Annotated in this window: 19 protein-coding genes; 16 read left to right on the top strand and 3 right to left on the bottom strand. The window is 50.0% G+C overall.

Features of this window, described 5'->3' with window-relative positions:
* The first annotated feature begins 4 nt into the window (after positions 1-4).
* The 12 genes from Q8K39_RS04025 to Q8K39_RS03970 all read left to right on the top strand — a co-directional run bounded on the left by Q8K39_RS04025 (position 5) and on the right by Q8K39_RS03970 (position 15,427).
* Positions 5-1,120, top strand: coding sequence for an ABC transporter permease (locus Q8K39_RS04025; RefSeq protein ID WP_305258397.1), 1,116 nt, complete (start codon positions 5-7; stop codon positions 1,118-1,120).
* 9 nt (positions 1,121-1,129) lie between these two features.
* Positions 1,130-2,830 carry an ABC transporter ATP-binding protein gene (locus Q8K39_RS04020; RefSeq protein WP_305258396.1) on the top strand — a complete coding sequence of 567 codons (1,701 nt, stop codon included), beginning with the start codon at positions 1,130-1,132 and terminating at the stop codon, positions 2,828-2,830.
* A 210-nt stretch (positions 2,831-3,040) separates the two neighbouring features.
* Positions 3,041-4,438 carry a TldD/PmbA family protein gene (locus Q8K39_RS04015; protein WP_305258395.1) on the top strand — a complete coding sequence of 466 codons (1,398 nt, stop codon included), beginning with the start codon at positions 3,041-3,043 and terminating at the stop codon, positions 4,436-4,438.
* Positions 4,438-5,760 carry a metallopeptidase TldD-related protein gene (locus Q8K39_RS04010; RefSeq protein ID WP_305258394.1) on the top strand — a complete coding sequence of 441 codons (1,323 nt, stop codon included), beginning with the start codon at positions 4,438-4,440 and terminating at the stop codon, positions 5,758-5,760. The genes Q8K39_RS04015 and Q8K39_RS04010 overlap by 1 nt, the downstream gene beginning before the upstream one ends.
* A 163-nt stretch (positions 5,761-5,923) precedes the next feature.
* Positions 5,924-7,510, top strand: coding sequence for a dienelactone hydrolase family protein (locus Q8K39_RS04005; RefSeq protein WP_305258393.1), 1,587 nt, complete (start codon positions 5,924-5,926; stop codon positions 7,508-7,510).
* Positions 7,511-7,785: 275 nt separating this feature from the next.
* A complete protein-coding gene (gene fabI / locus Q8K39_RS04000; protein ID WP_186954253.1) occupies positions 7,786-8,580 on the top strand; it encodes an enoyl-ACP reductase FabI in 795 nt (264 codons plus the stop codon).
* Between the two features lie 158 nt (positions 8,581-8,738).
* On the top strand, positions 8,739-9,839 hold the full coding sequence (gene bcsZ, locus Q8K39_RS03995) for a cellulose synthase complex periplasmic endoglucanase BcsZ (protein ID WP_305258392.1): 1,101 nt from the start codon (positions 8,739-8,741) through the stop codon (positions 9,837-9,839).
* 419 nt (positions 9,840-10,258) lie between these two features.
* Positions 10,259-11,722 (top strand): DEAD/DEAH box helicase, encoded by a 1,464-nt coding sequence (locus Q8K39_RS03990; RefSeq protein ID WP_305258406.1) that lies wholly within the window; start codon positions 10,259-10,261, stop codon positions 11,720-11,722.
* 157 nt (positions 11,723-11,879) lie between these two features.
* Complete coding sequence (selD, locus tag Q8K39_RS03985) at positions 11,880-12,938, top strand: selenide, water dikinase SelD (RefSeq protein WP_305258391.1); 1,059 nt, start codon at positions 11,880-11,882, stop codon at positions 12,936-12,938.
* Positions 12,939-12,971: 33 nt separating this feature from the next.
* Positions 12,972-13,907 (top strand): transaldolase, encoded by a 936-nt coding sequence (gene tal / locus Q8K39_RS03980; protein ID WP_305258390.1) that lies wholly within the window; start codon positions 12,972-12,974, stop codon positions 13,905-13,907.
* 71 nt (positions 13,908-13,978) lie between these two features.
* Positions 13,979-14,614, top strand: a complete 636-nt coding sequence (locus Q8K39_RS03975) for a chloramphenicol acetyltransferase (RefSeq protein ID WP_305258389.1) — start codon at positions 13,979-13,981, stop codon at positions 14,612-14,614.
* A gap of 120 nt (positions 14,615-14,734) precedes the next feature.
* Positions 14,735-15,427 carry a tetratricopeptide repeat protein gene (locus tag Q8K39_RS03970; RefSeq protein ID WP_305258388.1) on the top strand — a complete coding sequence of 231 codons (693 nt, stop codon included), beginning with the start codon at positions 14,735-14,737 and terminating at the stop codon, positions 15,425-15,427.
* A gap of 13 nt (positions 15,428-15,440) precedes the next feature.
* On the opposite strand, the gene Q8K39_RS03965 is transcribed toward Q8K39_RS03970, so the two are convergent.
* Positions 15,441-17,075 carry a DUF342 domain-containing protein gene (locus Q8K39_RS03965; RefSeq protein WP_305258387.1) on the bottom strand — a complete coding sequence of 545 codons (1,635 nt, stop codon included), beginning with the start codon at positions 17,073-17,075 and terminating at the stop codon, positions 15,441-15,443.
* Between the two features lie 249 nt (positions 17,076-17,324).
* On the opposite strand from Q8K39_RS03965, the gene Q8K39_RS03960 reads away from it, so the two are divergent.
* On the top strand, positions 17,325-18,140 hold the full coding sequence (locus Q8K39_RS03960) for a hypothetical protein (RefSeq protein ID WP_305258386.1): 816 nt from the start codon (positions 17,325-17,327) through the stop codon (positions 18,138-18,140).
* Between the two features lie 17 nt (positions 18,141-18,157).
* Here the strand turns inward: Q8K39_RS03960 and Q8K39_RS03955 are convergent, their stop codons facing one another.
* The gene (locus Q8K39_RS03955; RefSeq protein WP_305258385.1) at positions 18,158-18,559 is read right to left on the bottom strand and encodes a DUF1398 family protein; all 402 of its coding nucleotides are present in this window, start codon (positions 18,557-18,559) and stop codon (positions 18,158-18,160) included.
* A gap of 24 nt (positions 18,560-18,583) precedes the next feature.
* On the bottom strand, positions 18,584-19,162 hold the full coding sequence (locus Q8K39_RS03950) for a MarR family winged helix-turn-helix transcriptional regulator (protein ID WP_305258384.1): 579 nt from the start codon (positions 19,160-19,162) through the stop codon (positions 18,584-18,586).
* 161 nt (positions 19,163-19,323) lie between these two features.
* Here Q8K39_RS03950 and Q8K39_RS03945 point away from each other — a divergent pair, with 161 nt between their 5' ends.
* The 3 genes from Q8K39_RS03945 to Q8K39_RS03935 all read left to right on the top strand — a co-directional run bounded on the left by Q8K39_RS03945 (position 19,324) and on the right by Q8K39_RS03935 (position 21,909).
* Positions 19,324-21,276 (top strand): TonB-dependent receptor domain-containing protein, encoded by a 1,953-nt coding sequence (locus Q8K39_RS03945; protein ID WP_305258383.1) that lies wholly within the window; start codon positions 19,324-19,326, stop codon positions 21,274-21,276.
* A gap of 185 nt (positions 21,277-21,461) precedes the next feature.
* Positions 21,462-21,626, top strand: a complete 165-nt coding sequence (locus tag Q8K39_RS03940) for a hypothetical protein (RefSeq protein ID WP_305258382.1) — start codon at positions 21,462-21,464, stop codon at positions 21,624-21,626.
* The gene (locus Q8K39_RS03935) at positions 21,616-21,909 is read left to right on the top strand and encodes a hypothetical protein (RefSeq protein WP_305258381.1); all 294 of its coding nucleotides are present in this window, start codon (positions 21,616-21,618) and stop codon (positions 21,907-21,909) included. The genes Q8K39_RS03940 and Q8K39_RS03935 overlap by 11 nt, the downstream gene beginning before the upstream one ends.
* The last annotated feature ends 4 nt before the right edge of the window (positions 21,910-21,913 follow it).

The following is a 21,913-nucleotide window of genomic DNA, read 5'->3' as shown; positions in this document are numbered from 1 at the left end:
ATTCATGAGCACGACTATCACCTATCCAACTGTTCAAACTGTTTCGCCCGGGCTGTGGGCCCTGGCCTGGCGCCGCCTGCGCGCCGACAAGGTCGCCATGATCGCCATGGCGATTGTGGCTGCCTTTTTATTGACTCTTACCCTGTCCGCTGCCGGTATCATTGCCGCAGACTGGGAACAGGAAAGCGGTGTCAGCTATGCCCCGCCCGGCTTTATTGGCGCAGACACAAACGTAGCAGCTAAAGTAGAAGTAGAAGCACCACCGCCTGAGAATCCTCTCGACCCGTTGGCTGACATCATCCGTGAATTGCGCAAGCAGCCAGATGATGATCAGGCAATCATCGTCAATGATTACGGCATCCCTGACCCGCTGGCAAAGGAAATGGCAGAAATCCGCGCTGAACTTGCCAAGTCTGGCAAAGCTGTCGTGGCCGACCGCCTGACCACCCTGCCCTTTGGTGCCGACAAGTGGGGGCATGACATTATCAAGAAAACCATCAAGGGTGCTGAGACTTCCATCGTCGTTGGCCTGGTTGCAGCCTTTCTGGCGACACTGCTGGGTACGATGTTTGGCGCACTGGCTGGTTATTTTGGCGGAAAAGTCGATGACTTTTTCAACTGGTTTTATAGCATCTTCACTTCCATCCCTTACCTGTTGCTGATACTTTCAGTCGCAGCTGTATTGCAGCAAAAAGGTGTGACCACCATCATCCTGATTCTGGCCTTTACTGGCTGGACTGGTCCATTCCGACTGATACGCGCCGAATACATGAAGCACAAGGCGCGTGAATATGTGTGGGCAGCAGATGCCATTGGCGCTTCGCACTGGCGCAAGATGTTCGTGCATATCTTCCCGAATGTCAGCCATGTGGCACTGGTACAGGTATCCATCCTTGTCGTCGGCTTTATCAAATCAGAAGTTATCCTGAGTTTCCTGGGTTTTGGCGTGCCAGTTGGCGTGGTGTCCTGGGGCAGTATGCTCAATGAAGCGCAGAATGAATTGATTTTGGGTAAATGGTGGCAACTGGTTGCCGCAACCGCAGCGATGGCCGTGCTGGTGACAGCCTTCTCATTGTTCACCGATGCCTTGCGCGATGCGCTTGACCCCAAGTTGAAATAAGGACAGATCATGAGTCAAGAAAACCCAAATCAAGCTTTGCTGAAAGTAGAAAACCTGCGAGTGTCTTTCCGCGTCAATAAAAAAGACAGTGTAGAAACCGTCAAGGGTATTTCATTTGAAATACCGCGCAATTCCACTGTCGCCCTGGTAGGGGAATCCGGCAGTGGCAAGTCAGTCAGCTCACTCGCTGTCATGGGCTTGCTGCCACCAGACACTTCAAGCATAGCTGTCGACAGCAAGATCATTTTTGAAGGCCGCAGCCTGCTGGAGCTCAGCATTGCTGACAGGCGTGTCCTGTGCGGCAAGGAAATCTCCATGATTTTCCAGGAGCCGATGACCTCGTTGAATCCGGTATTTACTGTTGGCTTCCAGATCGCGGAAGTCTTGCGTCTGCACATGGGCATGGATGCCAAACAGGCCAGGAAGCGCGCGATAGAATTGCTGGAAGAAGTCGGCATTCCCGATCCTAAGAACAAGATCGACGCCTACCCCAGCCAGATGTCCGGCGGCCAGCAACAAAGGGTGATGATCGCCATGGCGATAGCCTGCGAACCCAAATTATTGATTGCCGATGAACCGACGACGGCACTGGATGTCACCATACAAAAGCAGATCATCGACCTGATCGATGCGCTGCGCATTAAGCACAAAATGTCAGTGCTGTTCATTACCCATGACCTGGCACTGGTCGGTGAAATTGCCGACCATGTCATCGTCATGCGCAATGGCGAAATCCGCGAAGCGGGCACAGTAGAGCAAATCTTTGAAAGCCCGAAAGATACCTATACCCAGGCGCTGTTGCACTGCCGCCCTACGCTGGATACCCGTCCATGGCGTTTGCCGGTGATTGCCGACTTCATGAACAATAACGGCGCACTGGTCGAGCAAAAACAACGCCCGCGTGGCCTCAAAGGCGATGAAGAAATCGTGCTGGAAGTCAAGGATCTGGGTAAGAGCTTTTACTCCCGTGAAGGCTTCTTTGGCAAGAAAGAATTCAAGGCCGTAGAAGGTGTTTCCTTCAAACTGGCACGTGGCAAAACTCTGGGTGTGGTGGGTGAATCAGGCTCTGGCAAAACCACGGTAGGACTGACATTGATGCGCCTGCATCAGGCAACCTCTGGCCAGGCCCTGTTTGAAGGCAAGGACATCTTGTCCATGTCGAACAAGGAATTCCATCACTACAAACGTCGCATACAAATCATTTTTCAAAACCCCTATGCATCACTGAATCCGCGCTTTACTGTGGGGCAGATTTTGATGGAACCCATGTACATCCACAATATTGGTGCCAATGACAGCGAACGCTCTGCCATGGCTTATCAATTACTGGAAAAGGTTGGCTTGCCAACTATCGCCTTCCACCGCTACCCGCATGAATTTTCTGGCGGCCAGCGTCAGCGTATCGCCATTGCGCGCTGCCTGACGATGAAACCGGAAGTGCTGGTCTGCGATGAATCGGTGTCAGCACTCGACGTATCGGTGCAGGCGCAGGTGCTGAATCTGCTGCAGGATTTGCAGGAAGAATTTGGTCTGTCCTACATCTTCATCTCGCATGATCTGGCTGTCGTCAAATACATTGCCGATCAGGTCATGGTGATGAACAAGGGCAAGGTTGTCGAACTGGCGAATTCAGATGATCTGTATTTGAATCCTACCCAGGCGTACACCAAGACTTTACTCAATGCCATTCCCAAGGGTCTGCAACACTAAGCTGCACAGGCGAATCGGCTGCTTGCTGGTTCGCCCGCTCCAGTCTGAAAAACCTCCTTACACTTATATTTTTGACCAATCTTGCAAACACTGGCAAGATGGCGTTCGCCTGTTGCTTGACGAAACGGGCACAATTTCCCGCATATCCCATATGCAGCAAATTTACTGGAGTCAGGATTGGAAGCGTTAAGAAGTTTATTCCGGGAATTAATGCCCGCTGTCGATTTTTTCTCCATGCGTGTAGTGGATGAGCGCAGTGAAGAACTGCTGGTCAGGCAAAATGTATTGCAACCCCTGCGCAATGCCCGCAGCCATGGCGCGATGCTGACCGTTATTCACGATGGTGGCTACGGCTATGCCGCAACCAGCGACTTATCCCGCAATGGATTGAATACTGCATTGCAGCATGCTTTGCAATGGGCCAGGCTCAGCGCAGGTAAAACGGTCACCAACTTCAGCAAAATCCCGCAAGCTGCTATTGTCGGTCAATATCAGAGTCCTGCCGCATCCATCTGGCCCAGGAAAGACTTGATTGCCTTATTGATGCAGGAATCTGCAGCATCGCATTTCAGCGACAAGATTGTAGATTGGAGTGCTTCCATAGGCGTGACGCATACTGAGCAACTATTTATCAGTAGTGCTGGTGCTGACATACATCAGCAATTCAACTACTTGATACCGAATCTCAGCGTCACCGCCAATGAAGGTTCAGAAACCCAGACCCGTAGCCTCGGAGGTCAATACAACGGTTTTTGCCGTCAGGGTGGTATGGAAGTTTTGCAGCAATCCGGCTTTTATGGCGCGGGCAAGCGCATTGCAGAGGAAGCACTAGCGCTACTGCATGCAGCTAACTGCCCAAGTGGCCGCATGGACTTGCTGCTGATGCCAGAACAGATGATGCTGCAAATCCATGAATCCATAGGGCACCCGCTGGAACTTGACCGCATCCTTGGTGATGAACGCAATTTTGCTGGCACCAGTTTTGTCACACCAGAGATGTTTGGTCATTTCCAGTATGGATCTGAATTGCTGAACGTCACCTATGACCCCAGCCGTGCCGAACAATTTGCCAGCTTTGGCTGGGATGATGATGGCAGTACTGCAGAAAAAACCTGGATCATCAAAAACGGCATACTGGAAAAACCTTTGGGCAGCGCCCTTTCCCAAGCCCGCGCTGGTATGGCAGGTGTCGCCAATTCGCGCGCTTGCGACTGGAACCGCCCGGCCATAGACCGCATGGCCAACCTTAATATAGAAGCAGGCAGCAGCAGCCTCGATGAGATGATTGCCAGTGTTGAGTGTGGCGTGCTGATGAATACCAATGTGTCCTGGTCCATCGACGATTCACGCAATAAATTCCAGTTTGGCTGTGAATATGGGCAAATGATACGCAATGGCAAATTGCAAGAACTGGTCAAGAATCCCAATTATCGTGGTATTTCAGAGAGTTTCTGGCGCTCGCTAAAAATGGTGGGTGATGTATCCACCCTGGCAGTCATGGGCACACCCTTCTGTGGCAAAGGCGAGCCTTCCCAAGTCATACGCGTGGGTCACGCTTCACCAGCCTGCCTGTTCAATCAGGTGGAAGTATTTGGAGGCGAAGCCTGATGCAAGACTATTTTTTATCCCTGGCAGCACATATAGAAATGCAATTAGCGGCGAATGAAGTCAGCACCACCTGGTTGTCGGCAGAGTCCAGTGACTTTGTCCGTTTCAACCACAGCGCCATACGCCAGCCTGGCCATGTCTTGCAACTGATACTGAACCTGCAATTGATCAAGGGGCAAACCCATGCGGCCATGAGTTTCAATCTCAGCGGCAAAACGGAAATGGATTTACCGAGGATCAATGCTGCAATTGAAGATTTGCGTACGCAATTACCAGACTTGCCAGCAGACCCGCACCTGATGATAGCCACTGAAGTTAACAACAGCGTACAAATCCTCCCATCTTCCCTACCCCCAGTATCTGCCATACTGGAGCAGATACTGGCAGCAGCAAACGGGGTAGACATGGTGGGCCTGTTGACCACAGGTACGCAATATCGCGGCTTTGCCAATTCCTATGGCCAGCGCAACTGGTATGAAACCAGCAATATCAATTTTGACTGGAGCCTGTTTCATTCAACAGACAAAGCTGTCAAATCCAACTATGCAGGCTTCCATTGGGATGAGGCTGAATTTCTGAAGAAATTTGCCGATGCCCGTCAAAAGCTCGCCTTGCTGGCGCGACCACCTGTCACCGTTGCGGCAGGCAATTACCGGGCTTATCTCAGCCCGACGGCATTGAATGAATTGATCATGATGCTGAACTGGGGTGGTCTGTCCGAAAAGTCTTTGCGTACCCGCCATAGCTGCCTGCGTCGCTTGCAGTCAGGCGAAGCAAGCATGCATGCCATGGTGGATATCTGCGAAGACAGCCGTGCTGGCCTGGAGCCTGGTTTTCAGGCGCAAGGCTTCATCAAACCCGACGTCATTCCCCTGATACAGGCGGGCAAACTGAGCGGCAGCATGATCTCACCGCGCAGCGCCAAGGAATTTGGCTTGATCGCCAATGGGGCACCGGACGATGAGTCAGCAAAATCCCTGATCATGCGCGCGGGTACACTGGCAAACGTGGACATACTCAAAGAGCTGGGCACGGGTATCTATATTTCCAATCTCTGGTATTTGAACTTTTCTGATCGTGCTACCTGCCGCATCACAGGCATGACACGCTTCGCCACTTTTTGGGTAGAAAACGGAGAGATCAAGGCGCCGCTCAATGTCATGCGCTTTGATGATTCTTTATTCAGGATACTCGGTGATAATTTATTGAAACTAACACAAGAAACCGAGGTCATCATGGATGACCGCTCGTATGGTGAACGCCATACTGGCGGCGCAGTCGTGCCAGGTGCCTTGCTCAAAGAAATGTACTTCGCACTTTAATCCTGAACACAGGCCAGTCGTAAATCAAGCCGGGCACTGATAGCACATGGCCTGCCTCAGCTTTTTTGAAAGTAGACGCATGAATTTTCAAAGCAAGTGGTTTTCCTTTGTACGCATGGCCCGCTCGGAGAGTTCACTTAAGCATATAAGCAAGCAACGATATATGCTACGCCAGCCTTCATTTTTTCTGCGCCATATTGCAAAAGCCGCCAGTGGCTTTTGCCTGTTCGCAGCAACATTGGCTTCAGCCAATACCACCGAACCAAATTTCCAGCTCGCCAATGCCTATGGCAAACACGCTGTCGGTTTTCGCCTGGTGCAGCAATATGACTTCAGCCGCTCCATGAAGGGCAAGCATGATCTGGTCACTGGCGAAGCGATCAAAACTGAACGTGCCCGCCCGGTACAAACCCTGATCTGGTATCCCTCAGATAAACCAGGCAAGCCCCTGCGTTTCATTGATTATCTGAGAACGACCGAGACCAGGCCTGACTTCCAGCTGCCTGGCGCAGAAATCGAGCGTAAACTCAAGGAAAAGACTGACAAAGTACTACGCGTATTTGGGAACGAGCGTGGCAATGCAGAAGTCCAGGCTGTCATGCGTGCCAGCAAGGGCACATCCCCAGCCAGTGGCAAATACCCTGTCCTGATTTATGCCCCCGGCGCTGGTGGCGAAGCGATGGAAAACGTCGATAACTTTGAATACCTGGCCAGCCATGGCTACATCGTTATTTCCAGCGCCAGCCAGGGCCCGCTGACAAATAATGTGAGCATCGACATGGCTGGCCTTGATGCCCAGGCCAGAGATATACAATTTTTACTCGCCTATGCGTCGACCGTACCTGAAGCAGATTTATCCAAAATTGCCGTAATGGGTTTCAGTTGGGGCGGCATGGCCAACTTTGTTGCAGCCTCAAGAGACAGCCGCATTTCTGCCCTGATTAGCCTTGATGGTTCCTTGCGCCGTTTCACTGAATTTGCCAAACAGATTCCTGCAGTATCAATCACGGTACCGACGTTGTTTATACACAGGGGAAATGAATCACTGGAAGAACTGAGCCAGCGTAACCAGGACATGTCTTATTCAGCACTCAATAGCATGAAATACATGGATTTAATTAAAATCACCATGCCATGGATGCAGCATGTCGACTTTGCTTCAGATAGCTTGCGCATGGGATCCGATCTGCATTTTTCTGAATACACGCGTAAAGAAATAGGTTTAGCACATTCCTGGGTCAGCCGCTATGTGCTGGAATTTCTCAATGCAAAGCTCAAAGCCAACACAGAAAGCGAACGCTTTTTGCAAACGACGCCAGTCAAAAATGGCGCGCCTGCACATATGATGTATGTGCAACACCGGCCTGCCCTGCCAGGTGCCCTGCCAACACGCTCCGGTTTTATACAGGGACTGGCAAAACAAGACTTTCAGGGAGCCGAAGCGCTGTATGACAGCCTGCATAAACTGAATCCAGAATTTGTTCTTAAAGATAGTGATTTGAATGCCTGGGGCTATGAATTATTGCGCCAGAATAAACTCAAGGCAGCATTGGCGATTTTTAGACTGAACACCCACTTATCAACGGACAGCTTCAATGCCTTTGACAGCCTGGGTGAAGCTTATGAAGTCGCCGGCAACAAAGATCTGGCCATCGTCAATTACCGCCAGTCCTTGAAATTAAATCCTGACAACAAGCATGCAGAGCAACAATTGAAGGAATTGGAGACTTCAAACCAGCAAGATAAGTAACTGCATTGATAGTCATTCAGTCAAAAACTGGGCAATTGCAGTACCAATATTGCCCGGAATTGCCAAATTAAGTTCATTATTGCCATCGCAGCACACTTAATATTTGCCCGTTTTGATCTTAGCCACTACAATTCCGACCTACTGTGAGTATGGGCACAAGTTGGCCAGTCTCACTTTGTGCAGTATCAAAAAATTTTAAAACGTATCAAGGGCAGGTTTAGCCTGGCATTTTGCCGACCGGCCATAGACTTGATGCGGCCCTACCTGGAGTCAACATGGCATTTCTGCAAGGCAAAAAAATTCTGATCACCGGTTTGCTGTCCAATCGTTCCATCGCTTACGGCATCGCCCAGGCATGCAAACGCGAAGGCGCTGAACTGGCATTTACCTATGTAGGCGAACGTTTCAAAGACAGGATTACTGATTTTGCGGCTGAATTCGATAGCAAACTGATCTTTGATTGCGACGTCGCCAGCGACGAACAAATTGAAGCGGTTTTTGCTGACCTGGGCAAATCCTGGGACAAGCTTGATGGCCTGGTACATGCTATCGGCTTTGCACCACGCGAAGCAATTGCCGGTGAATTCCTCGATGGGTTCTCCCGTGAAGCTTTCCGCATTGCGCATGACATTTCTGCTTACAGTTTCCCGGCCATGGCAAAAGCTGCTCTGCCACTGCTGCGTGAAGACTCGGCCCTGCTGACCCTGTCTTACCTGGGTGCTATCCGTGCCATCCCGCATTACAACACCATGGGCATGGCCAAGGCATCACTTGAAGCATCGGTACGTTACCTGGCAGAACACCTGGGCAAAAAAGGCATACGCGTCAATGGTATCTCCGCTGGCCCTATCAAAACCCTGGCTGCCAGCGGCATCAAGGACTTTGGCAAACTGCTGGGCTTTGTTGCCGAGCACGCACCTCTGCGCCGCAATGTGACAATTGAAGATGTGGGCAATACAGCGGCCTTCCTGCTGTCGCCACTGGCAAACGGTATTACTGGTGAAATCACTTACGTCGATGGCGGCTTCTCGCATGTCATGGGCCTCAACGCTGATTCCTACAATAAGTAATCGGCCTGCGCCAGTTTAAGCATTGCATGAAGGCATAAGATTGATCTTTCCCTCATGCAATGCCGCTGTAAAATGAATACATCTCCCACATGTTCAACACCTTGAACGAATTATCCCGGCTTTCCAAGTGCTTGCTGATTTTTTTCAGCTGCTGGCTGATGCTGCCCGGTGTTGCACTGGCAGCTTCATGCAATGATCCCTGGCCTGCCTGGGATCACTTCAAAAAAACTTTCATCGCTGAGGACGGCCGAGTAATCGACCATAGCGGCCCACGCAAGCCCACGACTTCCGAGGGGCAGGCGTACGCCCTGTTCTTCGCCCTGAGTGCCAATGATAAAGCCGCTTTTCAACGCATTCTGACCTGGACCGAGAACAACCTGGCAGCCGGTGACCTGACAGCTCGCCTGCCCGCCTGGCAATGGGGACAACGTGAAGACAATAGTTGGGGCGTCATCGATAAGAACCCGGCTTCTGATGCTGATTTGTGGATAGCCTATAGTCTGGGTGTCGCTGGAGAAGTCTGGAAAGACAAGCGTTATTCTGCCCTATCGAGCTTGCTGGCACTAAGAATACTAAATGAAGAAACCGCCGAACTGCCAGGACTGGGGCTGAGCTTGTTACCAGCCCCGACTGGCTTCAATCTGCCTAACAATCAATGGAAGCTGAATGCCAGCTACCTGCCCCTGCCCTTGTTGCGCTGGTTTGAACAAAAAGAAAGCGATGAACGCTGGAAGCGCATGTTAGCTCCGGCCATGCGTCTCATCGCAGGCAGCGCGCCCAAGGGCTATGCTGCCGACTGGATTATTTACGATGCGCAAAAAGGCTTCTTGCCAGATAGCCAGGGCGCGGAAAAAGGCCAGGGTGGCTATAACGCCATCCGGGTTTATCTCTGGGCAGGCATGATGGCCAGCCAGGATGCGGAAAGAGCTAACCTGCTTAAATTGCTGCGCCCCATGCTGCAACTTGTCGATAGCAAGGGTTATCCGCCAGAGTTTATCGACATCCTCAGCGGCGAGATTAGTGGGCCGGGCTCCAGCGGATTCAGTGCCGCCCTATTGCCCCTGCTGCAAATCAACGGCGTACAAAAAACGCTGGTGCAACAGCAACTGCGCCTGCAAGCACAAGCCATCAAGCCGGATGCCTATTATGATCAGGTGCTATCCTTGTTCGCTCTCGGCTGGCAAGAAAAACGTTTTCGCTTTGATGCGCGTGGAAATGCCGACTTTTACTGGCAACACTTTTGCTGGCGTTTATTTTGAGGCATGAGCAAGATATTCTTAGAAACTGGCTGCTTTTTCCTGAAAAATCCTGTATAGTTCCGTTTTTTGCGCTGCAATATAAATTTCAGCGTAGAACCAAGTAGCATCGCAAGCCTGTGCACATCCTCAGGATGGTGCATGTAAAAGCCCTCCCGCCTCGCATGTCTGGTAGTAATCCATAGACATCATCCCGGCGCAAAGCTTTTGTGCCGAAATTTCATTGTCGTCCCTTGTTGGATTTTCTGTGTTCATTTCGTTTGGTTGGCGCTGCATTGTTGCGCGCGTTCGTTAGCAACGCGCTAATTTATACTGGAACAGAAGCAATCGTTCCGGCAAAACATGCTGCAAACTGGCCTTATCGTCGGTGAGCTTGGCATTGCTGCCGCATTTTGCAAATGTTCCAATCACGAAAGAAATTCATGAGTTTTGAAGCACTAGGTCTACACGTCAATATCATCCGCGCTCTGACTGACTCTGGCTACACCAAGCCAACTTCGGTACAAGAACAGGCAATCCCTGCCGCGATTGAAGGTCGTGACCTGATGGTCTCATCCCAGACCGGCTCCGGCAAAACTGCCGCTTTCATGCTGCCTGCTTTGCATAAACTGGTTACTGCTGAAGTTGTCAGCTACGACGCTGCCAGCAGCAAAACACCAAATCAAGAACGTCAGGCTGCCCGTTCACGTGGCGACAAACCACGTTTCGTTGCTGCAAAACCAAAAATGCTGGTGTTGACTCCAACCCGCGAACTGGCTTTGCAAGTCACTACAGCAACTGACAAATACAGCGCTTATTCACGCCGTATCAAAGCTGTGTCCATCCTGGGTGGCATGCCTTATCCTAAACAGATGCAATTACTGTCCCGCAATCCAGAAATTCTGGTGGCAACACCTGGCCGTTTGATCGACCATATGGAATCTGGCAAGATCGACTTCTCTGAACTGCAAATGCTGGTTCTGGACGAAGCTGACCGCATGCTGGACATGGGTTTCATCGACGATATCGAAAAAATCGTCGCTGCCACACCTCCTACACGTCAAACCATGCTGTTCTCCGCAACACTGGATGGCGTCGTTGGTAACATGGCAAAACGCATCACAACTGAGCCTCTGGTCATACAGATCGCCGGTTCTGCCAGCAAGCATGAAAACATTCAGCAACGCGTTCACTTTGTGGATGACCTGTCACACAAAAACCGCATGCTTGATCATCTCCTGCGCGACACTACCGTTGACCAGGCAGTTGTATTTACAGCCACTAAACGTGATGCAGACACGATCGCTGACCGCCTGAACATCGCTGGTTTCGCTGCTGCTGCTCTGCATGGCGACATGCACCAAGGTGCGCGTAACCGCACTCTGGACGCATTGCGCCGTGGCACGGTACGTGTACTGGTCGCAACTGACGTTGCTGCCCGTGGTATTGACGTTCCTGCGATTACGCACGTATTCAACTACGATTTGCCTAAATTCCCGGAAGATTATGTCCACCGTATTGGCCGTACTGGTCGTGCTGGTCGTAAAGGTCTGGCGATTTCCCTGGTGAACCATGCTGAAGGCATGCACGTCAAACGTATCGAACGCTTCACCAAGCAATTGATCCCTGTTGATGTCATCGAAGGTTTTGAACCTAAGAAATCTGCCGCACCAGCACGCTCTGCTGCACGCAAACCTAACGGCTGGAAACCAGGTGACGCCCGTAAAACAGGCGCTGGCGCAGGTGGTGGCGGTGGTTACGGCAATAACAAACCAGGTCAACGCAGCTTTAGCAAGCCAGCTGGCGCTTCTACTGGTACCAGCGCTGGTCCACGTAAAGAAGGCGGCGGCTACAAAGGCAACCGCTCTAACGATAGTGGTGCACGTCGTACATTTGGCGACTACTGATTTGCCAGGCAGCTTTACTCAGTAGAGCAAGTAACATAGACATTGCTGCATAAGCAATATCATGAAAAAGCGATCACGTTGGTGGTCGCTTTTTTTATACTTATAGGCTAGGCGTATAATCAACAGCTTCTGACCAACGCAAAAAAGTATAAGTCTCATGAGCAAAGAAACTGACGCACCCGTTCGACTCACCTCTTTTTCGCATGGCGGTGGCTGTGGTTGCAAGATTGCGCCTGGCGTACTTGCCGAAATACTAAAAAAATCTTCGGGCTTTCCTGTGCCGTCAGCCCTCATGGTCGGCATAGAAACTGCAGACGACGCAGCTGTCTATAAACTCAATGATGAGCAGGCACTGATCGCCACCACCGATTTTTTCATGCCCATCGTGGACGACCCTTTTGATTTTGGTCGCATCGCTGCCACCAACGCTATTTCAGATATTTATGCCATGGGCGGCACGCCCATCATGGCACTTGCCCTGGTCGGCATGCCCATCAATCAGTTGCCGCTGGAAGTCATAGGCAAGATTATCCAGGGTGGCGAAACCATCTGCGCCGAGGCTGGCATACCTATAGCGGGTGGCCACACCATAGACTCTGTCGAACCTATTTATGGCCTGGTGGTCATGGGTCTGATCCATCCATCCAAGGTCAAGCGCAATGCGGATGCGAAAGCAGGCGACAAACTGATACTCAGCAAACCACTGGGTGTAGGTATATTGTCTGCTGCCCTGAAAAAACAGGTACTGGACAGCGCTGGCTATGACACCATGATCGCCAGCACCACCAAACTCAACAAACCTGGGCAGGCCCTGTCTGCTCTTGATAGCGTGCATGCCATGACTGATGTCACCGGCTTTGGCCTGCTTGGCCATTTGCTGGAAGTCTGTCGTGGCTCAGGACTGGCAGCGCGTCTGAATATGACTACGATACCCTTGCTGGCGAATGTAGAACAACTGGCGACTGATGGCTTTATCACCGGCGCCTCCGCCCGCAACTGGGCTGCCTATGGTGAGTCTGTCAATCTTGATGCACTGATCAGCCCCGCCCAGCAAGCCTTGTTGACCGATCCGCAAACCTCAGGCGGCTTGCTGGTCGCCTGCGCCCCTGCAGCAGTAGAAGATGTTTTGAGGATTTTCCGTCAGGGTGGCTTCTTGGAAGCTGCTGTGATTGGTGATATTGTTACAGGTGAACCCCTAATTACAGTCCTGCCCTGATTTTTTGATTTTGCCCCCACTTTTGCAAATACCATGAACCAATTAGAACAACTCAAGCAATACACCACTGTGGTCGCTGACACTGGCGATTTTCAGGCTATCCAGGCTTACGCACCGCGCGATGCGACGACCAATCCGTCCCTGATCCTGAAAGCCGTGCAAAAGCCAGAATACCTGCCATTGCTTGAAAAAGCCGTCAAGGACACGGCAGGAAAGTCCATTGATGAAACCATTGATCATTTGCTCATTGCTTTTGGCCTGGAAATTTTAAAAGTCATCCCTGGCCGCGTTTCTACGGAAACCGATGCCCGCCTTTCTTTCGACACTGCTGGCACCATTGCCAAAGGCCGTCAACTGATCGCCATGTACGAAGCTGCAGGCATACCGCGTGACCGCATCCTGATCAAAATCGCTTCTACCTGGGAAGGTATACGTGCCGCCGAAGTACTGGAAAAAGAAGGCATACGCTGCAATATGACCTTGCTGTTCTGCCTGGCACAAGCGATAGCCTGCGCTGAAGCAGGAGCGCAACTGATCTCGCCTTTTGTTGGCCGTATTTATGACTGGTACAAAAACAAGACTGGCCAGGAAATTTTTGGCGCAGATGATCCAGGCGTCTTGTCCGTCAAAAAAATCTACACTTACTATCGCAAGTTTGGTTACAACACCGAAGTCATGGGCGCCAGTTTCCGCAATACTTCGCAAATCCTGGAACTGGCTGGTTGCGACTTGCTGACTATCAGCCCTGATCTTTTGCAAAAACTCAGCGACAGCAATGGCAATGTCACGCAAAAACTGAGCAAGGAATTGGCGGCTTCTTCTGACCTGCAAAAAATCAACATGGATGAAAAGACTTTCCGTCTTGACTTGAATGAAGATGCCATGGCGACAGAAAAACTGTCAGAAGGCATACGTGCTTTCTGTGCCGACACCGTCAAACTGGAAAAGATGATTGCCGCAATGCGTTGAATCAAAACCACCTGACAGGTTATGATGAGAGGGCAGAATTTTCTGCCCTTTTTTGTTTTGATGACCTGGATATGAAAAAGCAGTTAAATATAGCAAACTGGAATAGGCGTGAGCATTACGCCTTCTTTTCCCAAATGGATGAACCCTTCCACGGCCTGAACCTGAATGTGGATTGCACCTGGGCTTATCAGTATTGCAAAGAAAAACAGCATTCCTTCTTCCTGTTTTACCTGCATCAGATATTAAACGCCATCATGCGCACCGATGCCATGCGCTACCGCATAGAAGACGGCAAGGTGTTTGATTACGAGGTAGTACACGCGAATGCAACCGTGCAGCGTGCCGATCATACTTTTGGATTTTGCCCCATTTATTATGAAGAAGATTTTGCCACCTTCGCAGCAGGGGCAAACATCGCCATGGATAAAATCAAGAATAGCAGCGGCCTTTGCTTTAATGATGAATGCGCGCGTGAAGACGTCATCCACTTCTCTGCCATCCCATGGATCAGCTTCACCGGACTAACCCATGCCCGGCAATATGATCGCAAGGACAGTGTACCTAAAATCTCCGTTGGCAAATTTTTCAAGCAAGATCAGCGTCTGATGCTGCCGATTGCAATTTTTGTCCATCATGGGCTGGTCGATGCCTATCATGTGCATCAATTTATAGAGGTTCTGGAAGCGGCCTTGTCTGGAAAGACATAAACTTCCACAAGACTGATCTGGAAATCGAATCTGTATCATAAAGTCAAATGCAAAGCAGTCACGCGCTTGCTAAAATGCAGTCAGCAGCTAGAGCTGACTACTTTCCGACAAGGATATGCCATGCGAAAATTTAACCCTGCTGTCGTCTTGCTGTCATGCATGCTGGCAACTGGCAATGTACATGCTGACGACTTTAACGATGGAGTCAGCTACTACGAGCAAGGTGATTTTGCATCTGCACTTGAATCATTCAAGGCAGCTGCAGACAAGGGCAATACCGATGCGCAATTCAATCTGGGCCTGATGTTTTTGAATGGTGAAGGTGTGCCACAAGACTACAAACAGGCATTCAGCTGGTTTGAACTATCTGCCAGCAAGGGCAATGTCAAGGCACAAGTAAATCTGGGGCGTATGTATGCCAAAGGCAAAGGCATGCTGTCGAATCATGGCATTGCTGCGTCATGGTTCAGGAAGGCTGCTGACCAGGGCTATGCCGATGCTCAATACAGCCTGGGAATTTTGCATGTTACGGGGAATGGCGTGGCACGCGACTACAACAAGGCTAAAGAATTATTTCAGAGAGCAGCGAATCAAAGCAATGCCAGTGCCCAGTATCAATTAGGTCTGCTTTACCTGAAAGGTCGCGGCGTCACAAGCAATCTGGTTGAAGCGTATAAATGGCTGAGCCTGGCTGGTGATTATGAAGACAGTGAAGTATTCAGGAAATATGTGGCTGCCAAAATGAGCAAGGATGAAGTTGCAGAAGCCGAGGCATTGGCACAGGACTGGAAACCAGAGAATTCAACTGAATAGCAGGTCTCAGATCTCATATGATGGCAATATGCCCATCATGTAATTGATAATTGCCAGGTCCGGAATCTTCCTTGACCTGCCATTTCTGCTTGCCTATTTGTATTTCCACACCCTCGTGGATTTTTTTGATGATTTTCACACTGGCCTTGTCTATCAGTTCCTGTTCTGCTTCCAGTTCATCCAGCTCTTCTTCCAGGGTATCCAGTTCCGCCAATAAATACATGCGTTTGGCCTCGACTTTCTCACCTACACCTCCCGCGGCTTTTTGCGGATGAGTAGCAAAAAAAGCTTGCAACTTGATTAGTTGATCCAGCTCAGAAGCTTTGCGCCCTATCTGGTATTGTTTGTCATGAACTTGCTGATCCCGATAAGGATCAAACCCGACTTGAATTTGGGTGCGCGTCGCCACTGGTGAACCAATAGAAACTGCGCAAATCGCCAGGGCAGCCTGTGCGCGGCCACCCAGAATATTACCCACATTGGAACCTGGCTTACCGACGATGATCTCCCTCCTTGCCACGAGTTCACACTGCCTGGCATTTTGCTGCAGATGTATGCTGTCGCCCGCCTCTATGTGGGCGTTCTCGGCAAACAGGGCTTGCACTGAACCAGCGCACTTTATCCTTGACGTTGTACCACTGAGGTGCTGCGTGCCCGGCTTTTTTTCTGCCAGACCTATGATCCCACCCGTGACTGCGACGTTGCCACCAGCCGTAATATCCGCCGCTTCCACCAGGCCATTGACGATAATATCTCCAGTCACATTCAGTATCATGCCAGCCTTGATATCACCATCCACATGAATGGTGCCTTCAAAACTGATATTTCCGGTACTCAAATCCACATCGGGTACCTGTAAAACCGGATTGACGATCACGCCATTATCCACCACCACAGGCTGACCGGCATTGGTTGCCACCAGCAAATCAGGATTTGCAGCAGATGGCACTGCGCCCTGCAATTGCGCAGCAAAAGCCATTTCCGGCATGGGTTTGGCCAATATGACCTGACCCTTGATATTCATGCCAAATTTTCCTTGCACCGGCGGAGTTCGCCGCATCAGCTCATCGCCAACGTGAACAATCAGTAGATGGCTGAGCTCGCGAAACTTGATAATCGCCAGTTCGTCTCGTTGTGCAATTTCACTTTTTTGGGCGCCGAACAGTGGCTCCAGTTTCCCTGCCACCCCCTGGCGTGGCGGCTCACCTTCTGCAATCAGCACATGATGACATGCCCCAGCTGCCAGGGCTGCGTCGAGTTCCTTATGCAAAATACCATGAATAATGCCTTGTTCACGCAAGGCATCATTGATCGCACTACCTATGGCTTTACCACCTTGGGCAGGAATCAAGGTCAGGTATGCGGATAATAAATCGTCGGAAACCTCTAGTGAGAACTCAGCATCTCTGCGCTCCCCTATCTGGATTTTTTGCAGTTCTTTTACGTCACGACATAGCTTGATGAAGGCCAGTAAAGCCGTACTGTCTCTATAGAAATCAGCGTATTCACTTGCTTGCAATGCGCTTTCGAGACTGGCCATATCCGGGGCTGGACCAGCTGCTGCAGGGTCATATTGCGCAAACAACGTACCAGCAGGTCCTTCTGTAAAAAACGACAAGTTTGTCGATTGAGAAAGCGGTTCGTTCAAGGTGCTTCCTTTGCATTGAAATCCATGCAGAAGTCATCGTGCATGCTTATTACATCATATACAAGCATGCCACGCTGGCAAGTACATTGCTAGCTATACTTTGGTAGATGCTGAAATGCGCGCAAAAAGCCTGTATAAAAGCAAATTAAGACTGCAATGCCAGTTAAAAACACTGTTTTCGCGACACTTCTAAATGCCAGGAAAATGGGAAGAAAAAGTAAGCAAAAGAATTCGTTTATCAAAGAAAAAATGCAAAATAACCAAGCAACTTACTCAGCAGATCTCGATGCCCAAGGCGATATCGCACCGCCATGGGAAAAATTTCCGCATTACGATCGATACACCATAGGCTGGCGCATGGGAGCTGGTGAAACCTGGCTTGGCAAGTGGCGGGATTTTATACAAGAAATGCCCGCTGACTTCGCTGCGCGATTGGCCTACCTGAGACGCCATCCACCCGCACCTTACAATTGGGCTGACTTTGTTAAAGAGACCTTGCATCCTGAGCTTGAAGAAAGACTTGAAGAAGATGATGTAGATAAAACATATCTCAAAGAACTTCAGAATCTGGGTCTGATCGCCTCTGACATTGCCTATCCCACCTGGTTGGCACAACAGGACGGCGTTGCATGGCCATGGGAGTTTGACGAAACCCCAGAAGAAGTAGCGCGCAACTGGACGCGCTATCTGTGGTTTTGGTCACGTCAAGTGGCCGAGCTCAGGCTATGCCCTGACTGGCAACTGCCTGTAGTACCACCAGTATGGGCTGCCTGCACGTCAGCCTTGCAAGAAGCGCAGCCAGGCACGCCAGACTTCAAACAAGGCTTGCTGACACTAACCCGAATGTTATCCGCAAACAAGCTGACACCGCCCTGGCAATTGGGTCTCAGCTTGAATGATTTTGCCGATAGCTATGAAGATGACATGGGCTACGTCGATGCATTCCGGCTTTGGGGCATGTCTGCATTCGATGATGTTGAACATCTGCAAAAATTCCTCAACGACACTGACGCTCCGCAAGCCTGGCAAACATGGGCTTGCGAGCACTTCATCATGGATTTGTGATGAAGTGAACCGTGATACTACTTTGCAGATGGAAATTGCTCGACATGCACCTCACCTGCATGTCCAAAGTAACTGACGTGACGACCCGTTATCCAGACAAAATAACCCACGCATCCTGCGGTCATTGATAGTCTGACAAATTCTGGATAACGCACTTCATCGCGCTGTGCCCCTCGTATGGCAGCCACCAGAGACTGAGCATCGAATACGGCTGGAATCAGGTATTCCTTTTTCCCAAAGTCCAAGGTGCAAACACCACCTTCCTCAAAGTAGTATGTTGTCACTCCAGTGCGATAGTCGACAAAATAGGATGCTACACCCGCATCAACTAGGCTGCCGACGACCTGGCCGAAACTCAGTTTCCCTGCGTATGAATCCTTTGCTAGGGTTTCTATTGCCAGTATTGCTGCATCGTTCATTATTCACTCCTGGTCGTTTCAAAACTATTTAACTGGTATTTCTTTCAGGCCATACACGCAAGTGATTTCCTGCATGATTGCGATCAAGTCCATGCGTTGCTGCGGCAACATATGACCAAAAAACTTTTCGTCATTTTGATCGGCAAGTGCTGCCAGTTTCGGAACCAGATTTTTGGCTTTTCTTGTCAATGTAATTTGTTGGGCACGCCGGTCAACAAGAGATGTTTCCCGACTAAGCAATTCTTTTTTTTCCAGACTTGCAAGAATTTTTGAAATTGCCCCCTTGGTCATGCCCAATTCGCACATCAAATCCGCAGGTGTCGAATCAGTTTTACTGTACAAGGTGCGCAAAGCGACCCACTCAGATATGGATACCCCTGCTGCTTCCACGCTTTTTTCAAAGCACGCGGAAACATAGTTTGAAACATAGCGCAACCAAAAACCCAGGTGCGAATCCAGCGTACTGACAGGCTTTCCTGTCGAGGTAGCTGACGCCATGCTGGAATTTTTTTTCTCACTCATTATTAATAATCTCACACAAGGTTTGATGCATGCATGATAGTTTCCAAGGAAACTAATCGCAAGAACTTTTTGAGGTTCCAATCCTTCAAGATATCAGAGAGCTTTGTCGCTACTCTTAGTTCAGACGAAATTCATGCTGTGGATACTGGCGCACACAAGACCAATACTTAATGTTAATGCGAATCATTTGCATTAACATTTAAATTGAATTAATATTTCGACCTTACATCACGGGGGGAAGCATGCGTTTCAAAAGGAAGTTGATCGTCATTGTCTTGGCTAATCTGGCCACTGGACAAGCTTTATATGCAGCAGCACAAGAACCAGCAGATGGACAACAGGTCGTGGTAACAGCGACTCTGCGCAACCATAGCATTGCCTCAGCACCGGCATTTACCACTGTGGTGACTGCTGAAGATATCGCTAAATCACCAGTAAACAGCCTGGCAGACTTATTGCGCGAAACCGTGGGTGTCAACAATCAGACTGACGGCACAGGCCGTGATGAAATCCAGATCCGGGGGCTGGCAGGCAAATATACGTTAATGCTGGTGAATGGCAAGCGCATCTCTTCTGGCGGCGCCTTGTGGCGCGGCAGTGATTTTGATTTCAGCTCCATCCCTTTGAACAGTATCAAACGGGTAGAAATCGTACGCGGCCCCATGGCTGCCTTGTATGGTTCTGACGCTATTGGCGGTGTGATCCACATCATCACGAAGACGCCTGCCAAGCAATGGACAGGCACATTCAATACCGAGTACCGCAAGGTCGCGACTGGTGAGCAAGGCGATCAATACCGAATAGGTGCGGCCACCAGTGGAGCCTTCAATGAGCGACTCAGCATGGCTATTTCCGGCGAAGTCTATGACAGGCAGCCTTGGTTCAGCACTTCGGCATCTGATCCTACCCGCCCTGCCCGCCTGGAGAAAAAACAATCCCAGAATCTGGTGACGACAACGACACTTAATCTGTCAGATACACAGTCACTCGACTTTGACTTTGGCTATAACAAGGACAAGCGTCCACTCGCTCTGTACTACTACGCCTACAATCCTGAATACAAATTTGAATCCAAGGATTATCGCGAACAGGAAGTCACGCGCTATACCTATGGGATCACTCACAAGGCTACATGGGGCTGGGGTACCACTACTGCGTTCCTGAATCAGGAAGATACCACCATAGATGATTTCAACAGCCGCTACAAAAAACCACAACAGCACGTATTGAAAGAAAAAAATACGTATGCAAAAGTGTATGCAAATACTGAGTTGGGCATTAATAGCCTGACAGCGGGCATCGACTTGCGTCGCCAGTTAATCAAAGACCCGCTGACTTATTTGAAGACCGGTGAGATCAGTACGCGCAGTTCTGCCATATTCGTGGAAGATGAAATCAGCCTGAGCAAGGACTTGCACCTGACACTGGCTGGGCGTGTCGATGACAGCAATACTTTTGGCAATCACTTTTCCCCAAAAACATATCTGTCTTACCAGGTCAACAATGCTGTCACCGTCAAAGGCGGTATCAGCAAAGCATTCAAAGCACCGGATGCCTATCAGTTGAGTCCTGAGTACAGTGTGATCAGTTGCGGCGGAGCTTGCTATCTGTCCGGCAATCCAAATTTGAAGCCTGAAACCAGCACCAACTTTGAAGCTGGTGTTGAAGTACATCAAAAAGGCTGGAACCTGAGTGCCGTGGCTTTCAAGAACGATGTCGATGACATGATCGTCGCCAACTATGATGGCATTAAGAAAACTCGCAATTGGATCAATATTGCCAAGGCCAAGACCAGTGGCATAGAACTGCAGGCAGATGTGGAACTGAGCCCTTCCTTTTCCATCAATGGCAACTATACGCACTTGAAAGCTAACTATACCGATGAGCGCGGCAAGGAAAGCAAGCTGGACAACCGCCCTGCTAATGTTGGAAAACTAGGTGTCAACTGGAAAGCAACGACACACTTGCAAACTGGTCTGACTGCGCATTACATAGGCAGCCAATTCTATGAAAGCAAGGAACTACCAGCCTATACTCGTCTGGACTGGAACCTCTCAGCCCGCCTGCAAGATAACCTGATTTTGCGCGTGGGCGTAAAGAACCTCACGAATGTGAACCTGGAACAAAAGAGCAAAGACTTTGCTTACTTTGAACTAGGCCGCAACTATTACGTGCGTGCCACACTGGCTTTCTAATTTCAGCAAATGAGAAGCTGCAGTTTTTCACCTGCGGCTTCTCTCTACAGAAACATCCTACCTACCCAAACAGGAATAGTCTTGTGTCTATTTTGTTTTTATTACTAACAATCGTAGCTTCCCTCCTCCTGTATCTGTGCCAACGACACCAAGGGTGGTTGCCAACCTCTTTGCCAGCAAAACCTGTGCTTGCGATTACCAGTCTGGTCACGGCACTGGCCTTGTATTGCGGATGGCAGGCTTTCAGCATGGCGACCGCAATATTTGCGTGGCTGGTCATTACCATGCTGGTTCTGGGCTTGCTGCCATTTTTCTCTTTGCTCAAGAAAAAGAAAACACGTGGAGAATAAAGTAAAAAAATTACCCATCCGTGCTGACTGGTGGAGCAAAACCATATCAGGCCTGGTGCTGGGCTTTACGCTCGCGCTGGCGATATCTGGCGTGTTTGCCTGGATAGGCCCAGGCGGCATAGCTGCACCACAAAAAGTGCAGTTTGTCATGTGGCTTATCACGCCGGTATGGATGCTGATACTCAGCTTGATTTATCTGGTGCGCACCGGCGTGCGTGCATTGAAAGGGCTGCTGATTGCCAATGCGCTGGCCTATGCCCTGCTGTTTCTTGTAAAAACTTAGTCGA

The sequence above is a fragment of the Undibacterium sp. genome (genome assembly GCF_030683615.1).
GTDB classification, from domain to species: Bacteria; Pseudomonadota; Gammaproteobacteria; order Burkholderiales; family Burkholderiaceae_D; genus Undibacterium; species Undibacterium umbellatum.
The sequence above is the reverse complement of the archived record's forward strand: the minus strand, read 5'-3'. Positions and strand labels throughout refer to the sequence as shown.